Source organism: Niveispirillum fermenti, assembly GCF_052474395.1.
Genome location: NZ_CP156681.1, coordinates 51,988 through 77,601, shown reverse-complemented (window position 1 = coordinate 77,601; position 25,614 = coordinate 51,988). Strand labels below are relative to the sequence as shown.

At 69.0% G+C, this 25,614-nt stretch carries 24 protein-coding genes; 11 read left to right on the top strand and 13 right to left on the bottom strand.

Annotated elements, in window-relative coordinates; all coding sequences use genetic code 11:
• Nucleotides 1–2 precede the first annotated feature (2 nt).
• The gene (locus ABC728_RS11790) at nucleotides 3–896 is read right to left on the bottom strand and encodes a uracil-DNA glycosylase (protein ID WP_416618222.1); all 894 of its coding nucleotides are present in this window, start codon (nucleotides 894–896) and stop codon (nucleotides 3–5) included.
• Nucleotides 897–1,053: 157 nt separating this feature from the next.
• On the opposite strand from ABC728_RS11790, the gene ABC728_RS11785 reads away from it, so the two are divergent.
• The 3 genes from ABC728_RS11785 (at nucleotide 1,054) to glcF (ending at nucleotide 5,344) form a co-directional block, all read left to right on the top strand.
• Nucleotides 1,054–2,715 carry an electron transfer flavoprotein-ubiquinone oxidoreductase gene (locus tag ABC728_RS11785; RefSeq protein WP_416618223.1) on the top strand — a complete coding sequence of 554 codons (1,662 nt, stop codon included), beginning with the start codon at nucleotides 1,054–1,056 and terminating at the stop codon, nucleotides 2,713–2,715.
• Nucleotides 2,716–2,861: 146 nt separating this feature from the next.
• The gene (locus ABC728_RS11780) at nucleotides 2,862–4,055 is read left to right on the top strand and encodes an FAD-binding protein (RefSeq protein WP_416618224.1); all 1,194 of its coding nucleotides are present in this window, start codon (nucleotides 2,862–2,864) and stop codon (nucleotides 4,053–4,055) included.
• A 5-nt stretch (nucleotides 4,056–4,060) separates the two neighbouring features.
• Complete coding sequence (gene glcF, locus ABC728_RS11775) at nucleotides 4,061–5,344, top strand: glycolate oxidase subunit GlcF (protein ID WP_416618225.1); 1,284 nt, start codon at nucleotides 4,061–4,063, stop codon at nucleotides 5,342–5,344.
• Between the two features lie 21 nt (nucleotides 5,345–5,365).
• On the opposite strand, the gene ABC728_RS11770 is transcribed toward glcF, so the two are convergent.
• Together ABC728_RS11770 and ABC728_RS11765 are read right to left on the bottom strand one after the other, a co-directional pair.
• Nucleotides 5,366–5,920 carry a molecular chaperone DnaJ gene (locus tag ABC728_RS11770; RefSeq protein WP_416618226.1) on the bottom strand — a complete coding sequence of 185 codons (555 nt, stop codon included), beginning with the start codon at nucleotides 5,918–5,920 and terminating at the stop codon, nucleotides 5,366–5,368.
• Nucleotides 5,921–5,957: 37 nt separating this feature from the next.
• Nucleotides 5,958–7,076, bottom strand: coding sequence for a cysteine desulfurase family protein (locus ABC728_RS11765; RefSeq protein ID WP_416618227.1), 1,119 nt, complete (start codon nucleotides 7,074–7,076; stop codon nucleotides 5,958–5,960).
• Between the two features lie 315 nt (nucleotides 7,077–7,391).
• Here ABC728_RS11765 and ABC728_RS11760 point away from each other — a divergent pair, with 315 nt between their 5' ends.
• The 4 genes from ABC728_RS11760 to ABC728_RS11745 all read left to right on the top strand — a co-directional run bounded on the left by ABC728_RS11760 (nucleotide 7,392) and on the right by ABC728_RS11745 (nucleotide 10,164).
• Nucleotides 7,392–8,054 carry an alpha/beta hydrolase gene (locus ABC728_RS11760; RefSeq protein WP_416618228.1) on the top strand — a complete coding sequence of 221 codons (663 nt, stop codon included), beginning with the start codon at nucleotides 7,392–7,394 and terminating at the stop codon, nucleotides 8,052–8,054.
• A gap of 219 nt (nucleotides 8,055–8,273) precedes the next feature.
• Nucleotides 8,274–8,588, top strand: coding sequence for a ferredoxin family 2Fe-2S iron-sulfur cluster binding protein (locus ABC728_RS11755; protein WP_416618229.1), 315 nt, complete (start codon nucleotides 8,274–8,276; stop codon nucleotides 8,586–8,588).
• Nucleotides 8,589–8,596: 8 nt separating this feature from the next.
• Nucleotides 8,597–9,304 carry a thiaminase II gene (gene tenA / locus ABC728_RS11750; protein ID WP_416618230.1) on the top strand — a complete coding sequence of 236 codons (708 nt, stop codon included), beginning with the start codon at nucleotides 8,597–8,599 and terminating at the stop codon, nucleotides 9,302–9,304.
• Nucleotides 9,301–10,164 carry an EamA family transporter gene (locus tag ABC728_RS11745; protein ID WP_416618231.1) on the top strand — a complete coding sequence of 288 codons (864 nt, stop codon included), beginning with the start codon at nucleotides 9,301–9,303 and terminating at the stop codon, nucleotides 10,162–10,164. Before tenA ends, ABC728_RS11745 begins: the two co-directional genes overlap by 4 nt.
• Here ABC728_RS11745 and ABC728_RS11740 read toward each other — a convergent pair.
• Together ABC728_RS11740 and ABC728_RS11735 are read right to left on the bottom strand one after the other, a co-directional pair.
• Nucleotides 10,144–11,028, bottom strand: coding sequence for a CPBP family intramembrane glutamic endopeptidase (locus ABC728_RS11740; RefSeq protein WP_416618232.1), 885 nt, complete (start codon nucleotides 11,026–11,028; stop codon nucleotides 10,144–10,146). The genes ABC728_RS11745 and ABC728_RS11740 overlap by 21 nt on opposite strands.
• Nucleotides 11,025–11,942 (bottom strand): CPBP family intramembrane glutamic endopeptidase, encoded by a 918-nt coding sequence (locus ABC728_RS11735; RefSeq protein WP_416618233.1) that lies wholly within the window; start codon nucleotides 11,940–11,942, stop codon nucleotides 11,025–11,027. Before ABC728_RS11735 ends, ABC728_RS11740 begins: the two co-directional genes overlap by 4 nt.
• 154 nt (nucleotides 11,943–12,096) lie before the next feature.
• Between ABC728_RS11735 and ABC728_RS11730 the strand changes: the two genes are divergently transcribed.
• Nucleotides 12,097–12,756 (top strand): glutathione S-transferase family protein, encoded by a 660-nt coding sequence (locus ABC728_RS11730; RefSeq protein WP_416618234.1) that lies wholly within the window; start codon nucleotides 12,097–12,099, stop codon nucleotides 12,754–12,756.
• A gap of 20 nt (nucleotides 12,757–12,776) precedes the next feature.
• Here ABC728_RS11730 and ABC728_RS11725 read toward each other — a convergent pair whose 3' ends face one another.
• The 5 genes from ABC728_RS11725 to hemC all read right to left on the bottom strand — a co-directional run bounded on the left by ABC728_RS11725 (nucleotide 12,777) and on the right by hemC (nucleotide 18,040).
• The gene (locus tag ABC728_RS11725) at nucleotides 12,777–13,763 is read right to left on the bottom strand and encodes a cobalamin biosynthesis protein CobD/CbiB (protein WP_416618235.1); all 987 of its coding nucleotides are present in this window, start codon (nucleotides 13,761–13,763) and stop codon (nucleotides 12,777–12,779) included.
• A gap of 81 nt (nucleotides 13,764–13,844) precedes the next feature.
• Nucleotides 13,845–15,137 (bottom strand): heme biosynthesis protein HemY, encoded by a 1,293-nt coding sequence (locus ABC728_RS11720; protein WP_416618236.1) that lies wholly within the window; start codon nucleotides 15,135–15,137, stop codon nucleotides 13,845–13,847.
• Nucleotides 15,137–16,393: a COG4223 family protein gene (locus ABC728_RS11715; RefSeq protein WP_416618237.1), complete on the bottom strand. Its 1,257-nt coding sequence runs from the start codon at nucleotides 16,391–16,393 to the stop codon at nucleotides 15,137–15,139. Before ABC728_RS11715 ends, ABC728_RS11720 begins: the two co-directional genes overlap by 1 nt.
• Nucleotides 16,386–17,084 carry a uroporphyrinogen-III synthase gene (locus ABC728_RS11710; RefSeq protein WP_416618275.1) on the bottom strand — a complete coding sequence of 233 codons (699 nt, stop codon included), beginning with the start codon at nucleotides 17,082–17,084 and terminating at the stop codon, nucleotides 16,386–16,388. Before ABC728_RS11710 ends, ABC728_RS11715 begins: the two co-directional genes overlap by 8 nt.
• A gap of 5 nt (nucleotides 17,085–17,089) precedes the next feature.
• Nucleotides 17,090–18,040: a hydroxymethylbilane synthase gene (gene hemC, locus ABC728_RS11705; protein WP_416618238.1), complete on the bottom strand. Its 951-nt coding sequence runs from the start codon at nucleotides 18,038–18,040 to the stop codon at nucleotides 17,090–17,092.
• Between the two features lie 79 nt (nucleotides 18,041–18,119).
• Between hemC and tsaD the strand changes: the two genes are divergently transcribed.
• Entirely contained in the window at nucleotides 18,120–19,190 is a 1,071-nt protein-coding gene (gene tsaD / locus ABC728_RS11700; protein WP_416618239.1) for a tRNA (adenosine(37)-N6)-threonylcarbamoyltransferase complex transferase subunit TsaD, read from the top strand.
• A gap of 29 nt (nucleotides 19,191–19,219) precedes the next feature.
• Here tsaD and ABC728_RS11695 read toward each other — a convergent pair whose 3' ends face one another.
• From ABC728_RS11695 to ABC728_RS11685, 3 genes are all read right to left on the bottom strand, one after another.
• Entirely contained in the window at nucleotides 19,220–20,695 is a 1,476-nt protein-coding gene (locus ABC728_RS11695; protein ID WP_416618240.1) for an FAD-linked oxidase C-terminal domain-containing protein, read from the bottom strand.
• Nucleotides 20,696–20,909: 214 nt separating this feature from the next.
• Nucleotides 20,910–21,035 (bottom strand): type B 50S ribosomal protein L36, encoded by a 126-nt coding sequence (ykgO, locus tag ABC728_RS11690; protein WP_029014073.1) that lies wholly within the window; start codon nucleotides 21,033–21,035, stop codon nucleotides 20,910–20,912.
• 161 nt (nucleotides 21,036–21,196) lie between these two features.
• Entirely contained in the window at nucleotides 21,197–22,141 is a 945-nt protein-coding gene (locus tag ABC728_RS11685) for an SAM-dependent methyltransferase (RefSeq protein WP_445376547.1), read from the bottom strand.
• Nucleotides 22,142–22,614: 473 nt separating this feature from the next.
• Here ABC728_RS11685 and ABC728_RS11680 point away from each other — a divergent pair, with 473 nt between their 5' ends.
• Both ABC728_RS11680 and ggt read left to right on the top strand, forming a co-directional pair.
• A complete protein-coding gene (locus ABC728_RS11680; protein WP_416618242.1) occupies nucleotides 22,615–23,223 on the top strand; it encodes a cold-shock protein in 609 nt (202 codons plus the stop codon).
• 622 nt (nucleotides 23,224–23,845) lie between these two features.
• Nucleotides 23,846–25,612 carry a gamma-glutamyltransferase gene (ggt, locus tag ABC728_RS11675; protein WP_416618243.1) on the top strand — a complete coding sequence of 589 codons (1,767 nt, stop codon included), beginning with the start codon at nucleotides 23,846–23,848 and terminating at the stop codon, nucleotides 25,610–25,612.
• Nucleotides 25,613–25,614: the final 2 nt, after the last annotated feature.

Here is a 25,614-nt window from a genome sequence, read left to right as displayed (position 1 = left end):
CATCAGCCCGCGTCCGCCCCGTCCAGCCGCAGCCGCAGGGCCAGCAGGTCCTTCCAGGCTTCCCGCTTGGCGGCCGGGTTGCGCAGCAGATAGGCGGGGTGCAGCATGGGGATGGCGGTCACCGACTTGCGCAGGCCGGCCGATCCGTAATCGAACCATCGGCCGCGCAGGCGCGTGATGCCTTCGGTACGGTTCAGCATGGCCTTGGCACTGATGCCGCCGGCGAAGATCAGGAAGTCGGGCGCCAGCAATTCGATATGCCGCACCATGAACGGCATGCAGGCCGCGATCTCGCTGTCGGTCGGGCTGCGGTTGCCGGGCGGGCGCCAGGGCAGCATGTTGGTGATATAGACGGCCTTGGCCGGGTCTTCGGCATGGCGGTCCAGCCCGATGGCGGCCAGCATACGGTCCAGCAACTGCCCCGCGGGCCCCACGAAGGGCAGGCCCTGCCGGTCCTCGTTCTCGCCCGGCGCCTCGCCGACCAGCATGATGCGGGCCTGCCGGCTGCCCATGCCGAACACCAGATTGGTGGCCGTCTTCTTCAGCGCACAGCCATCGAAGGCGGCCAGCGCCGTCTTCAGCGAATCCAGGTCATGGGCTGCGGCCGCCGCGGCGCGCGCCGACTGTCCGGCTTCGTTCGCGCCAAGGGGAGGTATGTTCCCGATTTTAGCCTGTTGTGCATTCTCTGCTGGTCCCGCGGCCGGTCCCGGACCCCGATCCGGCGGCAATGAGGCGGCCGGTTGGGGTGCGGCGGGGGGCGGTGACGCACCGGCCGCCTTGCCGCGCGCCCTGATGGCCACGGCCGACCAGTCGGTCGGCGTGTCCTCGATCGCCTCGTCAACCCCGGCATCCAGCAGGAAGCGCAGGGCCGATACGGATTCTGCAAGCCCAATCATGGTTTGACCCTACCATCCGCCTATGCTGTCTTAACAGCGTCGTAGAGGACCGGCCCCGCTGGATGGGCCGGCAGCCGCGCCATGGCTGGATCGCAGGGACCGCATGACAAGGTCCCGCCGGCCGGTGCGGGCTGTAATGGAAGCGGTGGGACGGGGTATGGAACGCGAATCGATGGAATATGATGTCGTGATCGTCGGCGCGGGGCCTTCGGGCCTGTCCGCGGCGATCCGGCTGAAGCAACTGGCCGCGGAAAAGGGTCAGGAGGTCAGTGTCTGCGTCCTGGAAAAGGGATCGGAGGTGGGGGCCCACATCCTGTCGGGCAACGTCATCGATCCGCGGGGGCTGACCGAACTGATCCCCGACTGGAAGGAAAAGGGCGCCCCTCTGAACACCCCCGTCACCGACGACCGCTTCTACATGCTGTCGGAAAAGGGTGGCATCCGCGTTCCGAACTTCCTGCTGCCGCCGCTGATGCATAATGACGGCAACTACGCCATTTCGCTGGGCAATCTCTGCCGCTGGCTGGCGGGCCAGGCGGAGGAACTGGGCGTTGAGATCTATCCCGGCTTCGCCGCCGCGGAGGTGCTTTACAACGAGGATGGCAGCGTCAAGGGTGTGGCCACCGGCGACATGGGCATCGGCAAGGATGGCGAGCCGACGGCCAACTACACGCCCGGCATGGAACTGCACGGCAAGTATACTTTCTTCGCGGAAGGCGTGCGCGGCAACCTGTCCAAGCTGCTGATGGAGAAGTTCGATCTGCGCTCCGACTGCGACGTGCAGAAATACGGCATCGGCATCAAGGAACTGTGGCAGATCGATCCGGAAAAGCATCAGCAGGGTCTGGTCATCCACACCCAGGGCTGGCCGCTGGATTCCAAGACGGCCGGCGGTTCCTGGATGTACCATCTGGAAGAGAACCAGGTGTCGATCGGCTTCGTGGTGAACCTGGATTACTGGAACCCGCATCTGTCGCCGTTCGAGGAGTTCCAGCGCTTCAAGCAGCACCCGTTCGTTCGCAAATATCTGGAGGGCGGCAAGCGCCTGTCCTATGGCGCGCGCGCCATCAATGAGGGCGGGCTGCAATCCGTGCCGAAGCTGGTGTTCCCCGGCGGGGCGCTGATCGGCTGTTCGGCCGGCTTCGTCAACGTGCCGCGCATCAAGGGCACCCATAATGCCATGAAGACGGGCATGCTGGCGGCCGAGGCGGCGTTCGCCAGGCTGGCATCCGGCGTGGGGTCCGGCGACACGCTGGACGCCTATGAGGCGTCGTGGAAGCAAAGCTGGGTTTACGAGGATCTGTACAAGGTCCGCAACGTCAAGCCGGGCCTGAAGGCCGGGCTTATGCTGGGCAATCTGCATGGCGGCATCCAGATGTGGGCGCATGATCTGGGGCTGGGCAAGCTGCTGCCCTACACCCTGCACCATGCCAAGCCGGACAATGAAAGCCTGGTTCCCGCCAACATGGCGCGGAAGATCAAGTATCCCAAGCCCGATGGCGTGATCAGCTTCGACCGGCTGTCCTCGGTGTTCATTTCCAACACCAATCACGAGGAAGACCAGCCGGCGCACCTGAAGCTGAAGGACCCCGGCATCCCCATCGCGTACAACCTGCCCAATTATGACGAACCGGCGCAGCGTTACTGCCCGGCCGGGGTGTACGAGGTGATGCGGGATGATGACGGGTCCAACCCGCGCTTCGTGATCAACGCGCAGAACTGCGTGCATTGCAAGACCTGCGATATCAAGGACCCGCTGCAGAACATCGTCTGGACCGTGCCGGAAGGCGGCGGGGGACCGAACTATCCCAATATGTGACGAGCCCCTCCGCGTGCGGGGATATGGGACGGTCAAGGGGCGGTGGCGCAGGCTGCCGCCCCTTTTCCATCTGGCGGGATTGATATTGCGCCCGCCCGGATGCAGGACAAGAATGCCGCCATCCGTTTCCACCGCCGATCGCGACCATGCCGCCGACCCTTGCCGACCTGACCGATGCCATCCGTGCCGGCACGCCCCTGCGTATCGCGGGCGCGGACAGCAAGGCGGGGTTCGGCCATGCCGTGACGGCGGCGGCGGACCTGTCCGTGGCCGGCCTGGACCGCATCATCAGCTATGAGCCGGAGGAACTGGTCCTGGTGGCCGAGCCGGGACTGCCCCTGACGGTTCTGCAGGCGACGCTGGCAGCGCGCAGCCAGACGCTGGCGTTCGAGCCGCCGGACCTGGGGCCGCTTTACGGCCGGGCGGCGGGGCAGGGGACGCTGGGCGGCGTGGTGGCCTGCGCCCTGTCGGGGCCGGGGCGCCTGCGTGCCGGGGCCTGCCGTGACCATGTGCTGGGCATGACGGCCCTGTCAGGGCGGGGGGAGCTTTTCCGGGCCGGCGGCCGGGTGGTGAAGAATGTCACGGGCTTCGACCTGCCCAAGTTGCTGACGGGTGCGCATGGCACGCTGGGGGTGATGGTGGAGATCGTGGTCAAGGTGCTGCCGGCCCCACCCGTGTCCCGCACCCTGGTGCTGGCCGGGATCGACGGGGCCGCCGCCACCCGCGCCCTGGCCGATGCGCTGGGATCGGCGGCGGAGGTGGCGGCCGCCGCCTGGACACCGGCCGGCCTGCCGCTGCACGACCTGCTGCCCGACCGCACACCCTGCGTGCTGCTGCGCCTTGACGGGGTTGCGGCGTCGGTGGCGGCGCGGCTGGCCACGCTGGAACGGCTGCTGGCGGGACGGGCCGCCATGGGTGTGCTGGATGGTGGGGAGACGGCGGCTCTTTGGGCCGGGCTGCGCGATGCGCTGCCGCTGGCCGACCGGCCCGACCTGGATGTCTGGCGCCTGTCGGTGCCGCCCATGGCGGGCATGGATGTGCTGGAAGCGGTGCGGGCCCGGGTTCCGCGCGCGCGGGGCTGGCTGGATTGGGGCGGCGGGCTGGTCTGGCTGGGCCTGCCTGCCGGTATGACCGATGCCGGCGCCGCTATCGTTCGCGGTGCCGTGGGGGGCGCCGTGGGGGGCGATGGCCACGCCACCTTGATGCGGGCTTCCGACGCCGTGAAGGAAACGGTGCCGGTCTTCCACCCGCCGGCGCCCGCCCTGGCCGCATTGACCGCCCGCGTGAAGGCGCAGTTCGACCCGGGCAATCTGCTCAACCCCGGCCGCATGGGGTTCTGACCGGCATGCAGACGCATTTCACCCTGGCGCAACTGGCCGACAGCGGCACGGCGGAGGCCGAGCGCATCCTGCGCGCCTGCGTCCATTGCGGCTTCTGCACGGCGACCTGCCCCACCTATCTGCTGACGGGAGATGAGCGTGACAGCCCGCGCGGCCGCATCTACCTGATCAAGGACATGCTGGAGAGCGACCGGCCGGCCGGCCCGGTGGAAACCCACCATATCGACCGCTGCCTGTCGTGCCTGTCCTGCATGACGACCTGCCCGTCGGGTGTGCATTACATGCATCTGGTTGACCATGCGCGCGCGCATATCGAACGGACGGGCCGCCGGCCGCTGCCGGACAGGCTGCGCCGGCTGGCCCTGCGCCTGACCCTGCCCCATCCGGGGCGGTTCCGGGCGGCCATGGGTCTGGCGCGGGTGGCAAGGCCGTTCCGGACCCTGCTGCCGCGCGCGATGCGCGGCATGCTGGACCTGGCACCGGCCCGCATCCATGGGCGCACGGCACAGGAAGGACCGGCCCATTTCCCGGCCGAGGGGCGGCGGCGGATGCGCGTCGGCCTGCTGCCCGGCTGCGTGCAGCCCGCCCTGGACCCCGCCATCAATGAAGCGGCGATCCGTCTGCTGACCCGCCTGGGGGTGGAGGTGGTGGTGGCGAAGGGGGTGGGCTGCTGCGGGGCGCTGACCCATCATATGGGCCATGACGGCCATGCCTTCGCCGCCGCGAATATCCGCGCCTGGATGGCGGAGGTGGAAGGGCCCGGCCTGGACGCCGTCATCGTCACGGCCAGCGGCTGCGGCACCACCGTGAAGGATTACGGCCATATGTTCCGCGATGATGCCGCACTGGCCGGGCCGGCGGCCCGCATCGCGGCCCTGGCCCGCGACGTGACGGAGGTGCTGGCCCAATTGGGCCTGCCCGCCGGCATCACCCCGCCCCGGCCGCTGCGCGTCGCCTATCATGCCGCCTGCTCCCTGCAACATGGGCAAAGGGTGAAGGATGCGCCGCGCGACCTGCTGCGCGCGGCGGGCTTCACGGTTCTGGATGTGCCGGAAGGCCATATCTGCTGCGGGTCGGCCGGCACCTATAATCTTTTACAGCCCGACCTGGCCGGCCAATTGCGGGCCCGCAAGGTGGCGGCCATCGAAGGAACGCGCCCCGATGTCGTGGCGGCCGGCAATATCGGATGCATGACGCAGATTGGATCAGGCACGGCCCTGCCCGTTCTGCATGTCGTGCAGTTGCTGGACTGGGCCACGGGCGGACCGGCACCGGCCGCGATGGTTTAGCAGGGGCCGGTGCGGCGGCCTCTACCCGGCGCGGCGGGCCGCATCCAGCGCCATGGCCATGGCCTCCACCCGGGCCAGCCGGGTCGCGGCCAGGGTCGGATCACCCAGGCGGAAGGCATCCAGCAGCAGGCGCAATTCGCCCTGCATCTCCGTTTTCACCGCTTCCAGGGCCCGGGTGCGGGCACCGGCGTCGGGGGCTGCGGCCAGTGCGATTTCCCATGGCCCGCCATTGGCCGGCCGGGCCGGGGCATCGCCGGTCAGGTCCAGCAGGGCGCGGGCACGGGCTGCGGGATCGCGCAGCACGACCGCCGCCCGCGTCTGGGCCTGCCGGTGGGCGGCGGCATGGGCCGCGGCCGCCTCACCCCTGGCGGCGAAGCGGGCCGGTGCCAGGATGCGGGCGAAGCCGGCCAGTTGCCGGTCAATCGCGGCCATGTCCAGTTCAAATGACGCTACCAGTCCCAGCCGCGTGAAGGGATCGGCGGCCCCCGGCGGCTGGATGGCACCGCAGCCATGGCAGAACAGGGCGCGGGCCGAGACGTTGCCGGCGCAGTGCCAGCAGGAAAGGGGGGCGTCCAAGGGGCGTCTTCCTTCAACGGGTGGAACGGCGGCGTCGTCAGCCGGCGGGCCGGGCGCGGCCGGTCAGCGGGATGTAGGTGGCCAGAAACCTGTCGATATCCCGGTCGCCGCTGTCCCAACCCAGGCTGACGCGGATGGCGGAGCCGGCCACCTCCTCCCCATATCCCATGGCTTCCAGCACGGGGGAGGATTTGACCGTGCCCGATGAACAGGCAGACCCCGCCGACACCGCGATGCCGGCCAGGTCGAAGGCCATCAACTGGCTGTTGGCGGCCATGCCGGGAAGGGCCAGGCAGCTTGTATTCGCCACGCGCGGGCTGCCGGTTCCGATGATGCGCACCTGCGGGGCCGCCTGACGCACGGCTGCCTCCAGCCTGTCGCGCAGGGTGGCGATGCCGGCATAGCCGTCCAGTCCGGCCAGTGCCTCGCGCGCCGCCGCGCCGAATCCGGCGATGCCGGCCACATTTTCCGTTCCGGCCCGCATGCGCCGTTCCTGGCCCCCGCCGCACAGCAGCGGGACCAGCGGCACCGATGGGGCGGCCAGCAGGGCGCCGACGCCCTGCGGCCCGCCGATCTTGTGGGCAGACAGCGTCGCCAGGTCCAGCCCGATGGCCTGCATGTCCAAGCCGATGCGGCCTGCGGCCTGCACCGCGTCGCTGTGCAGCCAGCCGCCATGGCGATGGACGATGGCAGCGATGGCGGCTAGCGGCTGGATGATCCCTGTCTCACTGTTCACGGCCTGGATGCTGACCAGGGCGGGGGCGGGGTCGGCGGCCAGCAGCCGGTCCAATGCCTCCAGATCAATCAGCCCGTCGGGCCGCACGGGCAGGATGCCGGCCCCCGGCCCGCCGCATCCGGCCACCGATGGGTGCTCCGTGGCGCCCAGCAGCAGCCGGCGGCCCGCCGGTGCCGCCAGGGCCAGGGCATGGTTGTTCGCCTCCGTCCCGCCCCCGGTGAGGGTGATCCAGGCCGGTGGCACCCCGGCCAGGGCGGCCACCTGCTCGCGCGCATCCTCCACCAGCCGGCGGGCCCGGCGGCCATGATTGTGGATGGAGGAAGGGTTGCCCGTCACGTCCAGCGCGGCGACCATGGCGGCTCTGGCGGTGGCGCGCAGCGGTGCGGTGGCGTTCCAGTCGAGGTAAAGGGGGGCCGGCATCGGCTGTTTTTCCGCCAAAGGCTTGATTTGCCCCTGCGAAGAGGCTTGAACACGAACATGGGCGCTGTGGTATAGTCCGCCCCCGTCCCATCGCGGTTAACGCTTTGGGACAGTCCCGTGGACGGCGGGGCGCGTCCTTGTCCGGCGCGTGTCGACGGCCCACTCCCCGCCTTGAGGCATCCTATAGAATGACAGGGATGGACGGTCAAGAATTGCTCATGCACCAGGGCCGCAAGGCTTCGGGCGGTGCCGTGGCCGATGCCGTTCCCGCCCTGATCCTTGCCCCATGCATGTCTGACCGGGACCGGTGAAGCAATGCCTGACGTGATCATGAACGGCCCGGCGGGCCGGCTGGAAGGACGCTACTCCCACAGCAAGCTGCCGAATGCGCCCGTGGCGCTGCTGCTGCATCCGCACCCGCAGCATGGCGGCACGATGAACAACCGTGTCGTCTATACCCTGTTCCACGCCTTCACCAAGCGTGGCTTTTCCGCCCTGCGCTTCAATTTTCGCGGGGTGGGCCGCAGTCAGGGCACCTATGACCGGGGGGAGGGGGAATTGTCCGATGCGGCCAGCGCGCTGGACTGGCTGCAGACCTACAATCCCAATGCCTCCTCCTGCTGGATCGGCGGGTTCAGCTTCGGTGCCTGGATCGGGATGCAATTGCTGATGCGCCGGCCCGAACTGGACGGTTTTCTGTCCATCGCGCCGCCGGCCAACATGTTCGATTTCTCCTTCCTGGCGCCGTGCCCTGCCTCCGGCCTGATCGTGCATGGCGACCGGGACGAGATCGTCCCCGAGGCGTCGGTGACGCGGCTGGTCAACAAGCTGTCGGCGCAGAAGGACATCAAGATCGATTACCGCCGTGTCGAAGGGGCCAACCACTTTTTCAACGAGAAGGCCGACGATCTGGGCCGGATCGTTGATGATTACCTGGATGTGGCCCTGTCAAAGCCGGCGGGTGCCGCCGCTGGCTGACGGGCCGCAAGCCTGGCCTTCAGGAAACGGGCGGTGCCGCCGGGCCCGCCCGTTTCGCTGTCCGTCCCGCCGGTTTCCGCGTGGGCGCGCGTCCGCCTGTCGCCCGCGCCGTCCGTGACCACCGTCGCAATGGCGGTCATCCCTGCCGAAACGGTGCTTTACTCCGTCGCCGCGGCTTCGTAACACATCGGCATTGTCTGGTTTGGGAGTGCTGGCGCAATGCCGAAGATGGTGTTCATTGAGACCGATGGCACCCGCCGCGAGGTGGATGCCCCCCTAGGCCTGTCGATTCTGGAGGTGGCCCGCCGCCATGATATCGACCTGGAAGGTGCGTGCGAGGGATCGCTGGCCTGTTCCACCTGCCATGTCATCGTCACGCCGGAATGGTACGATCTGCTCCCCGACGCGGAGGAGGATGAGGAGGACATGCTGGACCTCGCCTTCGGCCTGACCAAGACCTCCCGTCTGGGGTGCCAGATCCGGATGGTGCCGGAACTGGACGGCCTGACCGTGAAGCTGCCGGGCGCCAAGTAAGGTCCCCGATGGCCCCGTCCCCCCGGACCCTGCCCGATCTGGCAACGCCCGATGGCCTGTTCGACCGGCTGCGCGCCGCGTGCAGGCCATCCTGGGACCGTTATGTCCGGCACGGTTTCGTGGCGGGTCTGGGCGACGGCACCCTGCCGGAAGCATGCTTCCGGCATTATCTGGTGCAGGATTACCTGTTCCTCATCCATTTCGCCCGCGCCTATGCGCTGGCCGCCTTCAAGGCCGACAATCTGGCCGACATGCGGGCGGCGGCCCGTTCCATGGCGGCCATCCTGGATCTGGAAATGGGCCTGCATGTGAAATATTGCGCCGGCTGGGGCCTGGACGAGGCGGCGATGCAGGCCACGGCGGAAGCGCAGGGCACCCTGGCCTATACGCGCTTCGTGCTGGAGCGCGGGTTGGCCGGTGACCTGCTGGACCTGCATGTGGCGCTGGCCCCCTGCATCATCGGCTATGCGGAGATCGCGGCCAACCTGCTGTCCGATCCGGCCACGAAACTGTCGGGAAACCCCTATGGCGACTGGATCGCCATGTATGCCGATCCGGAATACCGGGCCGTGGCGGCGGGGCAGGTGGCATTGCTGGACCGGCTGTCGGCCACGCGCGGCGGTGCTGCGCGGTTCGCCGACCTGTCGCGCAGCTTCGATGCCGCCAGCCGGCTGGAGGCCGGGTTCTGGGACATGGGCCTGGGGCTGCTGCCATGACGTCGCCGGTGTCGGCCCGGCCCGACCGGCTGACCCTGCTGGCCCCGCTGCTGCTGGTACTGTCGGTTTCCATGCCGCCCATCGGCGGCGCCTTGGCCAAGGAACTGGCGCAGGGGCATGACATTCTGGGGCTGGCCTTCCTGCGCAATCTGCTGTCGGCCCTGGTGCTGCTGGCCTGGGTGCGGCCGGATCCGCGCCGCCTGACAGGTGCGCAATGGGCGGCCGCGTTGGGCCTGGGCGCCGCGCTGGCCGTCATGAACGCCAATTTTTACCTGGCGCTGGAACGCCTGCCGCTGGGCGTGGCCGTGGCCGTGGAATTCCTGGGACCCCTGTCCGTTGCCCTGCTGGGCAGCCGCAGGCCGCTGGATTTCCTGTGGCCGGTGCTGGCGCTGGGCGGGGTGCTGCTGCTGACCCCGCTGACGGGTGCGGCGTCGCTGGACCCGCTGGGGCTGATGTTCGCGGGCATCACGGCCGTGGGCTGGGCCGGCTATATCCTTCTGTCGCAGCGCACCGGCCGGCTGATCCCCGGCATGTCGGGGCTGGCACTGGCGTTGGCCGCTGCGGCGCTGTTCACGGCGCCGGTGGGCCTTCCGGCGGCGGGACCCTATCTTGCCACCCCGGCCCTCGCGCTGCAGGTCGCGGCTGTGGCCTTGTTCTCCACCCTGTTGCCCTACATTCTGGAATTCCTGGCGTTGCGGCGGGTATCGACGGCGCTGTTCGGCATCATGATGGCCATGGAGCCGGCCCTGGCCGCGCTGGCCGGGCTGCTGCTGCTGGGGGAACGATTGTCGCTGGCCGCCCTGGTCGCCATCGCGCTGGTCTGTATCGCGGCCCTGGGGTCAAGCCTGACGCGGCGATAGGCCCCGCGCGATGAAGCCCGTGCGCACCCCCGCCAGCCAGTAGAAGCCGATGGTCGCGGCCTGCACGGCGGCGAATTCCAGCACCTCCGCCACGCCCTGGAAATCCGGCGGGTCGGGATCGGTCAGGGTGGTCACGCCGGGGAAGGGCAGGGCGCTGCCGCCGATGAAGATGGAAAACAGGATATTGTTGACGATATGGACGCCCATGGCGGCTTCCAGCCGGCCGAAGCGTACCGTCGTCCAGGACAGGAAAAGGGCCATCACCATGATGGCGGCGCGCTGCGTCCAGACGGCCTGGTTGCCGCTGCCTTCATGCGCGGCGGTGAACAATGCCGCCCCGATCAGGGCACCGGGCAGGGCATGGCGGAATGCCACCTGCATCCCCTGGGCCAGATAGCCGCGAAACAGAAGTTCCTCAGCAGAGGCCTGGGCCAGGAACAGCAACAGCGTCAGCGGTAGCAGGGCCAGGAACAGCGCGGCCGGCGTATCCGCCTGCCGCAGGTCTCCGGCAAGCAGGCCCCAGCCCACCTGCACCAGCAACGGCACGGCAAAGACCAGGGCCGAGCGCGCCAGCATGCCCGTGTCGAAGCGGCGGCCCGGTGCGATCATGTCCATGAAGGGCCGGCGGTGCAGCTTGGCCATCACCAGCCACAGGACGGGAATGACCAGGGCGTTGACGCCCAGGAGCAGATAGCTGTCCAGGAAGGCGACATGCCCACGCTGGCGCATCAGCGCCTGTATCCCCAGCACGACAGGCAGGGCCAGCAGCAGCGTGCCCAGCAGCGTCAGGACAAGACCGGCCAGATAGCGCAGGGGCGTCTGGCCCGTGGCCTGTCCCGCCTGGAGAAGGGGGATGCTCGTCATGACGGGTCCGTTCCTTGTGCCTGCCAGCCGCTGGCCACGAAGCCGGTGCGCAGGCCGATGAACCAGTAATTGGCGCAGACCGCGCCATAGACCAGCGTCTGGACCAGCAGCGCATCGGCGCTGAAGGGCTTCTGGGGTGGCGGCTCGGTAAAGCCGCTGACCGACGGCAGCCCGTAATCGGGCTGCGCCACCAGGGTGAAGATGATGATGTTGTGGGCGAAATGCACGCCCATGGCCGGTTCCAGCCGGCCGCATTGCACGGTCAGCCAGGACAGGGCCAGGCTGATGGTCAGGATGTTGGCCTTGCGGTCCCAGCCCGTATCCCATCCGCCCGTATCGTGCAGCAGCAGAAAGATGACGGCCACGGGCAGGGCGGCCATGGCCGCGTGCCCGAACAGCACCTGGAACCCCTGGGTCATGTAGCCGCGGCAGACCATCTCCTCCGCCGTGGCCTGCAGGGCCACCAGCACCAGCATGACCGGCAGCAGGGCCAGCGCTGCCCGCCAGTTGCCCAGTCCCAATTGCCCGCTCATCACGGCCATGACCAGGATGGGGGTGAAGGCCAGCGTATAGGTCGCGGCGGAGCGCGCCATCATGCCCAAGTCCAGATGCTGCTGCGGGGCCACGACGCTCATCAGCGACCGGCCCTGAAGACCCAGGATGATCCGCAGCAGCAGAATGATGCCGGCCAGGGCCATCAGGTCGGCGATGCGGCGGACGGCGGGCGCGCCCGGCGGCAGGTCCATCAGGCCGGTCACGGTCTCTGCCACCCCGCCGGCCGTCCAGGCCAGTGGAAAGACCAGCAGGCCGAGCGCGGCCATGCCCGTCAGATAATGCCAGAAGGAAAGGCGCAGATGCACGCCGACCATATGCACCGGTATCGGCGTCCAGCCGCTTTCGCGCCCTTGTCCCATGCCCTGGTCCGTTCCGCTTGCCTGCTGTTCGGGTTCCGTCGTTCCGGTGTACATGGCCGACCGGCGGACGGGCAAGGCGCGCTAAATCATTTCATGGCCCGGCGGCTTGGCGCATCATGCCGCAAAGCCACGCTAAACCGGAAGGAAGCCCGTCATGATCGACCTTTACACCGCCGCCACGCCCAACGGGCACAAGGTTTCCTGCACGCTGGAGGAACTGGGTTTTCCCTACAATGTGCATGTGATCTCGCTGTCCAGGAACGAACAGAAGGAACCCTGGTTCCTGGCCATGAACCCCAATGGCCGCATCCCCGTCATCATCGACCGGGCAGAGGATTTCACGGTGTTCGAATCCGGGGCCATCATGGTCTATCTGGCGGAAAAGGCCGGCCGCCTGCTGCCCGCCGACCCGAAGGGACGCAGCCGCGTGCTGCAATGGCTGATGTTCCAGATGGGCGGGGTGGGCCCCATGATGGGGCAGGCCAACGTCTTCCACCGCTATTTCCCGGAAAGGATACCGGCCGCCATCGACCGGTATCAGAAGGAGACGAAACGCCTGCTGACCGTGCTGGACGGTCACCTGAAGGACCATGAATATCTGGCCGGCGACTTTTCCATTGCGGACATCGCCAACTGGTGCTGGGCGCGCACGCATGATTGGTCCGGCGTCGCCATCGATGATCTGCCGCACTTGTCCCGCTGGATCGCGCGGCTGGATGCGCGGCCGGGCTGTGCGGAGGGTTTGCTGAAGCCGCCCCGTCAGGTGTCGGCCGCCGAACTGGTGCAGTCGGCGCAGACCATCGTGGTGCGTTGACGCCGGGGGGGCTCCGCGTCCTATCCCACGGCCAGCAGGCCGGCCCCCACGATCAGCCCCGCGGCGATCAGGGTGGCCGTGGCGTAAAGCGCCATGGCCGCCCGCAGGTCGCGGGGAACGGCGCGGGCCCGGCCCGACCCCAGCCAGGGTTCCTTGATGGTCCGGTCCCCCTCCCGCCGCGGGCCCGCCACCGACAGGCCCAATACACCCGCGAAGGCGGCGATGGGCAGGGCATCGGTGCCCATGGGATGGCCGCGCCCCGTTTTCATGTCGCTCATGCCGCGGACAAGATCGGCCCGTGGCACGAACAGCGCCGCCAGCAGCACCACCAGCGTGGACAGCAGGGCCGGGGGCAAAGCGATCAGGGAGGACAGGCGCCGGGCCGTGGCCCCGAAATGCCGGTAGCGGCCGGCATGGTGCCCGATGACCCGCGCCGTGCCGTCGATGGCGGCCCAGCCCAGCAGGCCCGCCAGCCCGAACAGTGCGTAGAACAGGGATGGCGCCACCACGCCATGGGTCAGGGCGCGTGCCACCCCCTCCACCCCGGCGCGGACCGTGCCGTGATCGTCCAGGCTCCATAGCTGGCGGTCGGTCAGGGGGCCCACCGCCTGACGCGCGGCCTCCGCGTTGCCGCCTTCCAGTGCCGCCACGGTACGCCCCAGCGCACCCCAGGGCAGGCGCAGGGTCAGACAGCGGGTCACGATCAGCAGTTCCAGCACGCCGCCGGCCGGCAATGTGCGGACCAGCACCGACAGGCAGAACCCGATCAGCCCCCCCAACAGCAGCAGCAGCAGTGCCACCAGCGCGCCCCGTGCCTGGCGCACCGCATCGCTCCGGTCGATGCGGTTCAGCCGCCGGTCGAGCATGGCGACCAGCCTGGAAACCAGATCGACCGGCCCCGGCAGGAAACGGCGCAACAGCCCGCTGTCGCCGATACAGGCGTCCAGCACCATGGCGATGATCAGCAGCAGCAGGGCATCGACCCCGCCGGAAAAGGGCAGCAGCATGGGACGGGGTCCGTATCAGGGCCGACCGGCAAGGATGTATCCGGCCCCGGCCGGCAAGGGAAGGGGGGATGCGCGCCCCGCCTACCTTGTTGTTGCCTTGGGCCAGGTGATGGCGTCGACCGCCCCGCAGGCGTCACAGACGGCGTGCCAGTCGCCGTGCGTCGTGCCGCACTGGGTGCAGCGCCAGCGGGGGTCGGCGGGGGCGGACATGGCCTTGTTCAGCAGGGCCTGCACTTCCGGTCCGTTGCCGCGCTCCGCCTGCTGCACATCGGCCAGACGGCGATAGATGCGCGTGCTGGGGGCCAGTTCGCGCGCCTTTTCCAGATGGTTGCGGGCCACGCCCCACAATTGCGCCTTGATCGCGGCCTCCGCCAGCCCGACATGGGCATCGGCGGCACCGGGTTTCATTGCCACCAGCGCCTCGTACCGCTTCACCAGGGCCAGCGGGTTCTGGTCTGCCGCGGTCTCGCCCCAGGCATCGGCCAGATCCGGATGCGGGCCCAGGCGCCAGGCCTGTTCCAGGACGCGCGTGGCCTTGGCGTGCTGGCCGGCCTTGGCGCGCAGCCGGGCCAGCAGGCTGGCGGCGGGCACACGGGCCGGGTCCATGTCGAAGGCGGCCTGGGCTGCCTGCAGGGCCGCTTCGGGCCGGCCGCCGGCAGCGGCCTGGCGCGCCTCCTCGATCAGCAGGGCGGCGCGGCGGTGGCCCGCATCGGCCTTGTCCAGCACCTTGCTTTTCTGCGCGCGGGCCAGGGCGGCATCGGCCTCCAGCCAATTGCCGCCGCCGGCTTCCAGTTCGGCCAGCGCCTTGGCGGGCCAGTCGGCCTTGGGGCGCAGTTCCAGGGCACGGCGCGCATGTTCCAGCGCTGCGGCCCGGTCGCCGTCGGCCATGGCCTGCTGCATCAGCGCCCGCCGGCCGGCCAGTTCGGTGGCCGGGTTGGCCAGCATGGCCTTGCGGTAGGTGGCGGCCCCTTTGGCGTCGCCGCGCATTTCCGCGGCCCGGGCCGACAGAGCCAGTGTCAGGGCCGGTTCCTGCAACAGCTTCTCGGCCGTGCGGGCGGACTTGGTGGCGATGTCGGCATCGCCCGCCGCTGCCGCGACCCAGCCCTGGCCCAGCGCGCGGAATCCGCCTTCACGCCGGCCGGCGTCGCGCCGCCGGCCCAGCATTCCGGGGCCATTGCGTAGCAGCCGCCAGCCCCATGTCGCCATCATGATCAGCCAGACTAGCAGCAGGATCAGGATGGCGGCGATGCCCACGGGCATCTCGGCCACATGGTCCAGCCATTCGATGGTGACGCGGCCCGGGCGCTGTGCCAGCCAGACGGCGGCGGCGACCAGCAGGCCGATCTTGATGAAGAAGAAGACGGCCTTGCGCATCACCGGGCCTCCGTGCCGGTCATGCGGGCCAGGGACAGGTCGGCCAGGGTCGCGGCGGCGGCCTCAGCCGCCATGCGCGCCTCGGCCAGCTTCATCCATTCAGCGGCCGGGGCGGCGGCATGGGCTGGCAGCTTCTCCATTTCCTCCACGGCGCGTGGCAGGTCGCCGGCGATCAGCGCGGCCTCGGCGCGGGCCAGCACGGCATCGGCATGATCGCCCGCGACATCGCCGGATGTGCTGCGCAGCGTCACGATGCTGGACAGCCGGCCCAGCACCCGGTCGGTCCAAGGAGCCCCCTCGCGGTCACGATCGGCGCGCAGCACCTCGGGCGCCAGCAGGCGGAACCTCTCCCGCAGTTCGATATCGCCGGCCAGACCCTTTTCCGCCGTCTGCTCCAGCGGGGCCAGAAGGTCCAGCAATGCGGTGTCATTGGCCGCCAGCGCCTGGGCGGCCCGCAATTCCCGGGCATAGGGCCGGCCTGCCGTCAGGGCGGCCTGCAACTGGCCCACGGCGATGATCAGCGCCTCGCCCACGGCGCCCATCTGACGCCGGGTCTCCAGCATGGTGACGCGCGGGATCATCTCCGTCGCTACCGTTTCCAGGGCCGTGACGCGGCGGGTCAGGGGTTCCAGGTCGACCGTCTCGGGCGTCTCCGGCTCCCGCGCTTCCAGCGCGCTGACGCGGGCGGCCAGTTCCTCGTCGCGCGGCGGTGCCACCGGCTCTGCCAGGCTGACTGAGGGCTCTGACGGGGTGACCTGGGGCTCTGCCGGGGTGGCCGGCTGTTCCGCTGAGGTCGGCGCCGCTGCCGGGGCCGTACCGGGCGCGGTTCCCGCCGCCAGCCGGGCTTCCAGACTGTCCTGGCGCCGCGACAAGGCGTCCAGCATTTCCCCCAGATCCTGCTGCCGCGTCTCCAGCGCTGCCACGCGGTCCGTCAGGGGGGACAGATCGGCGCCGTCATCGGCCGCAACGGGCGGCGGGGCGGCCATATGGTCCCGCCAATAGCCATAGCCTGACAGGCCCAGGGCGCCCAGCGCCACAAGCAGGGCCGTACCCCCCAGCAGGCCGCCGCCGCTCCGGGCGGGCGGGCGGGGTGGGGGAACGGGCTTGTCGGCGGACATCCCGCCGGCGGGCGTCGCAGTGGCCGTGGGCGGCGGTGGCGGCGGTGGATTCTTGCTGCTGGCGGCGATATCGCGTTCCAGGTCTTCCAGGCTGATGCCCTTGCCCGTGGGAACGGTGTTCTTGTCAGCGTCACTCATTCTTCTTCCCCTTCACCGCCGGCAGCAGCGCCAGCAGGGAGGCGGCATCCGGTGCCGCCGCAATCTGCATCGCGCCGAAGCCCAGCCTGCCTGCCGCCCTTGCCACGGCGTCCGACAAACACAGGGCGGTCCATCCCCCCGCCCATGGTGCCAGTCCGGCCTTCTCTGCCAAGCTAACAAAGCAGGCGGCCGTTCGTGGCGAAAAAAAACTGACATACGCCACCTGTCCGTCACGCAGGGCCTGCTGTCCCGCAGCGGGGATGGCATCGGCGGGCAGGGCGCGGTAAACGGTCATCCGTTCCACCGCGACACCGGGCGGGGTCAATTCGCCGGCAATGTCGGCGCCGGCCACATGCAGGATGCGCCCGGCCCCCGATCGGGCCAGCAAGGCGGTCAGCGAGGCGACATCCCCATCCGCATGGTCCACCCTGGTGAAGCCCAGGTCATGCGCCAATTCCGCCGTGCGGCGGCCGACGGCATGCAGCGGGTGGTGGCGTTCGCTGCTGCGCGCGGCCAGTGCCCGCAGCCCGTTGCCCGACGTCACGGCCACGCCGTCATATCCCGACAGGTCGATGGGCGGGCCCGGCAGGGGCTGGATGGACAGCATCGGCGCCAGGATGGGATGATAACCCCGGTTCCGCAGTGCCGTCGCGGTCTCGTCCGCGCCTGGCTGCGGGCGGGTGACCAGCACGCCCGTCAAATCACCGGTCCGTCGGGGTTCATGCCGGCGAAGAATGCGGCCGGCAGTTTCGCCTTCAGTTCCTGCCCGGCATCCACGCCCAGGGCCAGCGCGTCCGTGACGCGCCCGGCCCGGCCGCAGGTGAACCATTGCCTTCCGTCGGGCCGGACGACCAGGGCACGCAATGACAGGGCATCGCCATTGACCAGGGCCAGGGCCGCGATGGGCGTGCGGCAGGACCCGTCCAGCGTGGCCAGGACGCCGCGCTCGGCCGTCACCCGCGCCTGCGTCACCGCGCAATTCAGATGGCGGACATAGCGGTTGGTCCGTTCATCGTCGCGCCGCGTCTCGATCCCGATGGCGCCCTGTGCCACGGCGGGCAGCATCTGGTCTTCGGACAGTGCCGCCGTGGCGCGGTCGGCCAGGCCCAGCCGGTTCAGCCCGGCCATGGCCAGCAAGGTGGCATCGACCTGCCCTTCCTCCAGCTTGCGCAGACGGGTCTGCACATTGCCGCGCAGGGCGATGACGCGCAGGTCGGGCCGGCGCATCAGCACGATGGCCTGCCGGCGCAGGCTGGCCGTGCCGACCAGCGATCCGGCCGGCAGGTCGTCCAGGGTGGCGGCCCGGTGGCTGAACCAGGCGTCGCGATGATCCTCCCGCGGGAGATAGGCCGCGATGTCCAGCCCGTCGGGCAGGGTGGTCGGCACATCCTTCATGGAATGCACGGCCAGATCCACGCCGCCATCGATCAGGGCCTGTTCGATTTCCTTTGTGAACAGCCCCTTGCCACCCGCCGCGCTCAGCGTGCGGTCCAGGATGCGGTCGCCCTCGGTCTTGAAGGTGACGATTTCCACCGCGCCGTCCACCGCCAGTTCGGGGAAGGCGGCGGCCAGGCGGTCGCGGGTTTCGTGGGCTTGCGCCAGCGCCAGGGGGCTGCCGCGCGTGCCGATGCGCAGGATCGTGGTCATGGCCAATTCAATATCCCCGAATGGCTTGTCAGGGAAGCCCCGCTTGCGGGCCGGGCCTGCGGCGGATAGGTTCCGGCCCATGAAAGTGCTTGGCATCGAAACCAGTTGTGATGAAACCGCCGCCGCCATCGTGGAAAGCGATGGGGAGGGGCCGGGCCGTGTGCTGTCCAATGTGGTGCTGAGCCAGTTGGACGATCACCGGCCCTATGGCGGGGTCGTGCCGGAGATCGCGGCGCGCGCCCACCTTCAGCATCTGGATGGTCTGGTGCGCCAGGCACTGGACCAGGCGGGCCTTGGCCTGGCCGGGCTGGACGGGGTGGCCGCCACGGCGGGGCCGGGCCTGATCGGCGGGGTGATGGTGGGGGTGATGACGGCCAAGGCCATCTGCGCCGTCACGCGCCTTCCTTTCATGGCGGTGAACCATCTGGAAGGCCATGCGCTGACGGCGCGGCTGACCCATGGCGTGTCCTTTCCCTTCCTGCTGCTGCTGGTATCCGGCGGGCATTGCCAGTTGCTGGCCGTGGAAGGGGTGGGGCGATACCGCCGTCTGGGCACCACCATCGATGATGCCGTGGGGGAGGCGTTCGATAAGTCCGCCAAGATCATGGGTCTGGGCTATCCCGGTGGCCCGCTGATGGAGAAGGCGGCGGCCGGGGCAACCGATCCCGGCCGGTTCGACCTGCCTGTGCCCATGAAGGGCCGCCCCGACTGCGATTTCAGCTTTTCCGGCCTGAAGACGGCCGTTCGCCGGCATGTGGAGATGCTGGGCGGCACGCTGGGCGATGCCGACCGCGCCGACCTTGCCGCCTCCTTCCACAAGGCGGTGGGGGACAGCCTGATCGATCGCTGCACCCGTGCCATGAAGCTGTTCAAGCAGGATTTTCCCACCGGTGGCACCCTTGTCGTGGCGGGGGGTGTGGCCGCCAACCAGGTGCTGCGCGGCCGGCTGACCGACCTTTGCCGCCGTCGTGGCTTCGATTGCGTGGCCCCGCCGATGGGGCTTTGCACCGATAATGGCGCCATGATCGCCTGGGCCGGTCTGGAGCGGTTGCGCCTGGGCCTGACCGACGGGCCGGACTTCGCCCCCCGGCCGCGCTGGCCGCTGGACCCGACGGCCAAGGCGGCCCCCTTCGCCGGCGTGAAGGCCTGACCGGACCGGCCGGAGAAGGGGTGGGTGTGTCAGAAGCGGGGAATATCCTGGAACGCCCCCGGCCCGCCATTGCGCATCCAGCCGCTGTCGGCGCAGCGGTGCAGGGTGGGGAACAGCTTGCCGGGGTTGAGCAGCCCATCGGGATCGAAGGCGCATTTCAGGCGGGTCTGCTGGCGCAGGTCATCGGTGGTGAACTGCGTGCCCATCAGGTCGCGCTTCTCGATTCCCACCCCATGTTCGCCCGTCAGCACGCCGCCCACTTCCACGCATAGGCGCAGGATGGCGGCACCGAACGCCTCCACCCGTTCCAGTTCCCCCGGCCTGTTGGCATCGAACAGGATCAGCGGGTGAAGGTTGCCGTCGCCGGCATGGAAGACGTTGGCGACCCGCAGGCCGAACTCCGCCTCCATCGCCGCCATGCGGGTCAGGACGGTGGGCAGCGCCTTGCGCGGGATGGTTCCATCCATGCACATATAGTCGGGACTGATCCGGCCCACGGCGGGGAAGGCGGCCTTGCGGCCGGCCCAGAAGGCCAGCCGCTCGGCCTCGCTGCCGGAAAGGCGGGGCGGGCGGGCGCCATGGGCGCCGGCGATGGCGGCCACCTGGCCGATCAGGTCGTCCACCTCCGCCGCCGGCCCGTCCAGTTCGACGATCAGCAGGGCTTCCACGTCGCGGGGATATCCCACTTTCACGAAATCCTCTGCCGCGTGGATGGCGGGCCGATCCATCATCTCCATCCCGGCGGGGATGATGCCGGCCGCGATGACGGCGGCCACGGTATCGGCCGCATCGATGGTGCGATCGAACCCGACCAGAAGGGCGCGCGCCGTTTCCGGGCGGGGCAGGATGCGCACCGTCACCTCTGTCACGACCCCCAGCAGCCCTTCCGATCCGGTCAGCACGCCCATCAGGTCGTAGCCCCCCGAATCGAGATGCCGGCCACCCAGGCGCATCACCTCGCCCTGCATCGTCACGAACTCGATGCCCAGCAGGTTGTTGGCCGTGACGCCGTATTTCAGGCAATGCACGCCGCCGGAATTCTCCGCGACATTGCCGCCGATGGAACAGGCGATCTGGGAGGAGGGGTCGGGCGCATAATAAAAGCCGCGATCCGCCACGGCCTGGCTGATGGCCAGGTTGGTGACGCCGGGCTGTGCCACCACGGCGCGATTGTCATAATCGATGGCCAGGATGCGCGACAGGCGCGACAGGACCAGCAGCACGCCATCGGCCAGCGGCAGGGCGCCACCCGACAGACCCGTGCCGGCGCCGCGCGGCACGACCTTCACGCCCATCTCGTGGCAGATGCGCAGCACGGCGGCCACTTCCGCCGTGTCGCGGGGCAGCACGACCAGCAGCGGCCGCTGCCGGTAGGCCACCAGGGCGTCAGTGTCATAGGCGCGCAGCGACACCTCGTCCGCTATGACCCCGCCAGGCACGGCCGCGGTCAGGCGGCGCAGCAGGGCGGGCCGGCGGGTGATGGCATCGGCATCGGGTTTGGGCATCGATGGCATGGCTTCCCCTTGCCCGGCGGTTCGATACCGCCATGGCCCGGACCGGATTCGGTGTCACCATATCGATGGCACCCGGCGCGCTGGCGGGGCGGAATCATGCCGTGACCGGCGGGGAAACGGAACCCCCAACAGCGAAAACCGCGCCCGGGGGCGCGGTTTCAGCATGCCGGGGCGGTGCCGCCCCGGCCAATCCGAACGCGGAAACTCAGCCCTGGCGGGCCTTGAAACGCGGGTTCAGCTTGTTGATGACGTAGACGCGGCCCTTGCGGCGGATGACGCGGCAAGCCTTGTGGCGGGTCTTCATCGACTTCAGCGAATTCACGATCTTCATGATTAGGTACTCTGACGCTGGAGGCATTCTTTGCGAGGCGCGGAACATAGTCGCCGTCCGCCCCCCTGTCAACCGCGGGCCGCCGCGTTTGCGCGCAACCCCCGCCTGCGACGGCATTGCCATGGAAAACGGCCATAGCGTCATTGCGGACAGGCCTGCGGTCAGCTCAATTCGGCCGGCTTCATGGCATAGAATCGGTAATAGCGCAGGCCCGATGACAGGGCTGCCACGCGCCGCGCCCACATTTCCACCTCTTCCACCACGGCCAGTTTGGTGTCGCGGTCCATCGACACCGTCTCCAGATGCCGCACCAGTTCCTGGATGGCGGTCAGGATCAGGGTGCGCTGGGTGTCGGAATTATCTTCCGTGATGCGAATGTCCAGGTTCCGCTGGGCCAGGGCGGCGGCGTACTGCTCGATGGTCCAGGGCGTGGGCTCCACGGGTTCCGCGCTCATCCAGCCGTCGAAATCGCGGCCCCGGATCTGTTCGCGGTCGACGACGTAATCGGTGAACAGCAACTGGCCGCGCGGTTTCAGCGCCGCCTCTATGCTGTCGATCAGCTTGTCCTTGTTGCGCACCGTATAGAACGCCTCCTTGGAAAAGATGGCGTCCACGCGCTTGTTCCAGGCGAAATTCTCCAGATCGATGGGCATGATGGGGGCCTGGCGGGCCAGGCCGGCCTTCTGCGAACGGAACATCCCTGCCTCGGCGAGGACCGGGTTCGGTTCCAGCCCCGTGATCCAGGTGCCGTACTGCTTGGCCATGGCGCGGCTGGCGCCGCCCAGCCCGGCGCCGATGTCCAGCACGCTCATGGCCGGGTTCAGGCCCAGCGGCTTCACGATGGTCGGGATGAATTCGTCACCGCCGGGGGAGGAGAAGCCGGGTCCCCAGATTTTCTCCACCACCTCGATGCGGGTGGCCGTCCAGAGCGGCTTGCCCCGCCGGTTCATGTGCCGGCCGCCGGCCTGTCCGGCGCCAGCGCTGCCGGCCGGCCCGTCGCGACCGCTGCCCGCCGCGGCATCGTTTCCCGCTTCGCGCCGGGGCACGTCGATACCTTCCCACCACGCCAGGAATTGTTCCTTCAGCGTCGGGACGGGGGCGGTCATCTCATCGGTGCTGCGGCTGCCGGCCATGCGATTCGATCGGGCGCGTACCTGGATTGCGACAAGCTGTAGATTACCGTTTCCTCGTTTCGCGGGAAACAGTCTTTGCCCGCCATGCATGCCCAAGGGTTCATGCCGGGTCACAAGTCCCTAATAGCTGTTTTAGTGAAGACCGACCACCAATTATGGTATTTTACGACGGAAGTATGGAAAAAGAACCGTGTTCAGGGGTGGCGAATACCCCTTTTGGCCATGCGGTCCTTGCGTAGGTACGGCCTCAGCCCTGCTATCAATCGGTAACATTCCTCGGCTTTGATAGTGCATCCGGGCGATATCCGGTGTAGGGTCAAGTTGGGATGGCTGCTTGACCGGCTCCTCGCGGACATGCTTTCCGCGCGGCGCGGAACAGGGTACTGTCCTTGCAGCCGGTCCGCCGGTGAAGTTCCCTACACTATGACAGTCGAGTTCGAGACCACATGTACGAGCGCCGTTCTCCGCAGAGCCCGCAGATCACCCGCCGGAGCGTCACCGCCACGGTCAAATGGTACAACCCCACGAAGGGCTTCGGCTTCGTGACCCTTTCCGACGGGTCGCCCGATGCCTTCCTGCATGCCTCGGTCGTCCAGTCCGTCGGGCATGACGCGCTGGCCGATGGCACGACCATCGTCTGCGATCTGTCGCAGGGTCAGAAGGGGCCGCAGGTCGCCTCCATCCACAGCGTCGACACCTCGACCGCCCAGCCGGCGCGTCGTGCCGGTGGTGGTGACCGCTTTGGTGGTGGGGATCGCTTCGGCGGCGGCGACCGCTTTGGCGGTGGCGACCGTTATGGCGAGGCCCCGCGTCCGCGCGTGGCCCGCAATTTCGACACCGGCCCGACGGAGACGATCGAAGGCGTGGTGAAGTTCTTCAGCGCCGACAAGGGCTTCGGCTTTGTCACCCCCGATGGCGGTGGCAAGGACGTGTTCGTCCACATCACGGCGCTGGAACGTTCCGGCGTGCGCTCGCTGACCCCGGAACAGCGCGTGCGTCTGCACACCAGCATGGGCCAGAAGGGTCCGCAGGCCAACCGCGTCGAGATCCTATGATCTCGACCGCGATGGCCTGACGCTCTCGCGTCACGTGGTTGAAGGGATTTGGCAGCGCTGTCCGCAAGGACGGCGTTGCCAGCCCGTTTTTGCGTATTGTAAATCTTTGCGTTCCTTTCGGTCTCCACGCTCGAAATTCTCTGCGCTTTTTTGCGCCTGAAGCCTCCTTTGTCCGGGCGCCTTGTTGCCCGACACCTTGATGAATGCTCCGCGATGAGGGGCTTCCGCGGACCGGCCCCCTCATGGCGCCCCTTGCGCCAGCCTTGTGGGTGTCACTCCCGTATGGCCTGAGGGGCCTGGATGACGTGAAGCGGATTGAAGAAGCGGATTGAAGGGCGGGCCCATCGTGGCCCGCTTTTTGTTTTCCCGATTCGCGGCGGTTTCCCGATAGCAGGCATCACCAACGCATGATCCGGTCGGCCGGACCGGCTGGATGCGGAACGAACCAGCCCTTCCGCGGCCGCCGCCGGCCATTGCCGGAAGATGATGCCGCGGGTGTGGCCCCCGTGCCACCGGTCCGGCGGACGAGGCACCGGGTGGTGCGATGCTGCCGCCCTGCGGCTTGCATGCGGCTTTCCGCCGGGTAACCATGGGCAACTGGCCCCGCAAGCCCGGAAAGCGCATGCCCTTCCTTCCCCGTCCCGTTCTGCGTCGCCGCACTCTGTCGGGTGTATTCGCCCTTTTCCTGGCCGTGCCAGCCGCCTGGAGCCAGCCGGCGCCCGAACCGGCTTCAGCGGCCCGCACACGTGAACTGGTGACGGCCAGCCGGCACATGGTGGTGGCGGCCAACCCCCTGGCAGCGCAGGCGGGGCTGGACATGCTGCGCCGTGGCGGCAGCGCCGTCGACGCGGCCATCGCCACGCAACTGGTGCTGGGCCTGGTGGAACCGCAATCGTCGGGCCTGGGCGGCGGGGCTTTCATGCTGCTGGCCGAACCGGGCGGGCGGCTGACCACCTATGACGGGCGGGAGGTTGCGGGCAGTGCTGTGACGCCGGACCTGTTCCTGCGGCCCGATGGACAGCCCATGCCGTTTCTGGAAACCCTGCCACAGGGCCGTGCCGTCGGCGTGCCGGGCGTGGTGGCCATGATGGCCCGTGCGCACGCCGCCCATGGCAAGCTGCCCTGGGCGACCCTGTTCGGGCCGGCCATCGCGCTGGCCGATGAGGGCGTGCCGGTCTGGCCGCGCATGGTCGGGGTATTGACCGACTGGGAACGGATGCTGGGGCGTTCGCCCGACCTGCGGCGCGTCTATTACCGGGACGGGGCCGGCCCGCCAGCCCTGTGGGAACGGCTGTCCATGCCGGAACAGGCGCAAAGCCTGCGTTTGCTGGCGGTGGCCGGGCCGGATGCCTTCTATCGTGGCCCGATCGCGCGTGCCATCGTGCAGCGCGTGGCCGATGCGGCCGGCGACAGCGGCGCGCCCGTGCTGACGCTGGCGGACATGGCCGGTTACCGCTCGGTGGAACGCGAGGGTGTCTGCGCACCCTATCGTACCTGGAAGGTTTGCGGCATGGGGCCGCCATCGGCGGGCGGCGTGGCCGTGCTGCAGATCCTGGGCATGCTGTCCGGTCATGACCTGAAGGCAATGGGCAAGGACAGCCCGCAGGCCTGGCACCTGCTGCTGGAAGCCAGCCGCCGGGCCCATGCCGACCGCGAAAGCTTCATCGCCGATCCCGACCATGTACCGGTGCCGACGCGGGGCCTGCTGGATGCCGGCTATCTGGCGGACCGGGCGGCGGGGATCGATCCGGCGCGCGCCGCGGCGGGCAAGGTGGCGCCGGGCGACCCGCCCTTCCGGACGGGCGCCCGCTTTGCCCCGGCCGACGGGCCGGACATCCCCTCCACGACGCATTTCTCCATCGTCGATAATGCCGGGATGGTCGTCTCCATGACCAGTTCGGTGGAATTCGCTTTTGGTTCCGGTCTGCTGGCCGGCGGGTTCGTGCTGAACAACCAGTTGACGGACTTCACCTTCGTGCCGACGCAGGATGGACGACCCGTCGCCAACGCCCCGGCGGCGGGCAAGCGGCCCCGCTCCTCCATGGCGCCGATGATTGTCTTCGATGCGGGGGGGCGGCCTGTCCTGGCCGTCGGGTCCCCCGGCGGCACGGCCATCATCGGCTATGTCGTTCAGGCGCTGGTGGCCATGCTGGACTGGGACATGGACCCGCAGGCCGCCATCAACCTGCCGATCCTGTTGAACCGCAACGGCCCCACCCTGGTGGAAAGCACGCCCGCCGCCGACGCGCTGGCTGCCGCCCTGACTGAACGTGGTCATGCCGTGAAGCGGGAAGCCATCAATAGCGGTCTGCACGCCCTGCGCCTGACCCCCACGACCATCCAGGCCGGTGCCGACCCCCGCCGCGATGGCCAGGCGATGGGCGACTGACC

Bases quoted from the DNA above. Each gene is read 5' to 3' on its own strand.
- ABC728_RS11760 (WP_416618228.1), top strand. From the start codon at position 7,392: ATGCCTGACGTGATCATGAACGGCCCGGCGGGCCGGCTGGAAGGACGC.
- ABC728_RS11785 (WP_416618223.1), top strand. From the start codon at position 1,054: ATGGAACGCGAATCGATGGAATATGATGTCGTGATCGTCGGCGCGGGG.
- ABC728_RS11740 (WP_416618232.1), bottom strand. From the start codon at position 11,028: ATGACGAGCATCCCCCTTCTCCAGGCGGGACAGGCCACGGGCCAGACG.
- ABC728_RS11685 (WP_445376547.1), bottom strand. From the start codon at position 22,141: ATGACCGCCCCCGTCCCGACGCTGAAGGAACAATTCCTGGCGTGGTGG.
- ABC728_RS11780 (WP_416618224.1), top strand. From the start codon at position 2,862: ATGCCGCCGACCCTTGCCGACCTGACCGATGCCATCCGTGCCGGCACG.
- ABC728_RS11790 (WP_416618222.1), bottom strand. From the start codon at position 896: ATGATTGGGCTTGCAGAATCCGTATCGGCCCTGCGCTTCCTGCTGGAT.
- ABC728_RS11695 (WP_416618240.1), bottom strand. From the start codon at position 20,695: ATGCCCAAACCCGATGCCGATGCCATCACCCGCCGGCCCGCCCTGCTG.
- ABC728_RS11725 (WP_416618235.1), bottom strand. From the start codon at position 13,763: ATGCTGCTGCCCTTTTCCGGCGGGGTCGATGCCCTGCTGCTGCTGATC.
- ABC728_RS11755 (WP_416618229.1), top strand. From the start codon at position 8,274: ATGCCGAAGATGGTGTTCATTGAGACCGATGGCACCCGCCGCGAGGTG.
- ABC728_RS11680 (WP_416618242.1), top strand. From the start codon at position 22,615: ATGTACGAGCGCCGTTCTCCGCAGAGCCCGCAGATCACCCGCCGGAGC.
- ykgO (WP_029014073.1), bottom strand. From the start codon at position 21,035: ATGAAGATCGTGAATTCGCTGAAGTCGATGAAGACCCGCCACAAGGCT.
- ggt (WP_416618243.1), top strand. From the start codon at position 23,846: ATGCCCTTCCTTCCCCGTCCCGTTCTGCGTCGCCGCACTCTGTCGGGT.
- ABC728_RS11720 (WP_416618236.1), bottom strand. From the start codon at position 15,137: ATGCGCAAGGCCGTCTTCTTCTTCATCAAGATCGGCCTGCTGGTCGCC.
- hemC (WP_416618238.1), bottom strand. From the start codon at position 18,040: ATGACCACGATCCTGCGCATCGGCACGCGCGGCAGCCCCCTGGCGCTG.
- ABC728_RS11715 (WP_416618237.1), bottom strand. From the start codon at position 16,393: ATGAGTGACGCTGACAAGAACACCGTTCCCACGGGCAAGGGCATCAGC.
- ABC728_RS11745 (WP_416618231.1), top strand. From the start codon at position 9,301: ATGACGTCGCCGGTGTCGGCCCGGCCCGACCGGCTGACCCTGCTGGCC.
- tsaD (WP_416618239.1), top strand. From the start codon at position 18,120: ATGAAAGTGCTTGGCATCGAAACCAGTTGTGATGAAACCGCCGCCGCC.
- glcF (WP_416618225.1), top strand. From the start codon at position 4,061: ATGCAGACGCATTTCACCCTGGCGCAACTGGCCGACAGCGGCACGGCG.
- tenA (WP_416618230.1), top strand. From the start codon at position 8,597: ATGGCCCCGTCCCCCCGGACCCTGCCCGATCTGGCAACGCCCGATGGC.
- ABC728_RS11765 (WP_416618227.1), bottom strand. From the start codon at position 7,076: ATGCCGGCCCCCCTTTACCTCGACTGGAACGCCACCGCACCGCTGCGC.
- ABC728_RS11735 (WP_416618233.1), bottom strand. From the start codon at position 11,942: ATGGGACAAGGGCGCGAAAGCGGCTGGACGCCGATACCGGTGCATATG.
- ABC728_RS11730 (WP_416618234.1), top strand. From the start codon at position 12,097: ATGATCGACCTTTACACCGCCGCCACGCCCAACGGGCACAAGGTTTCC.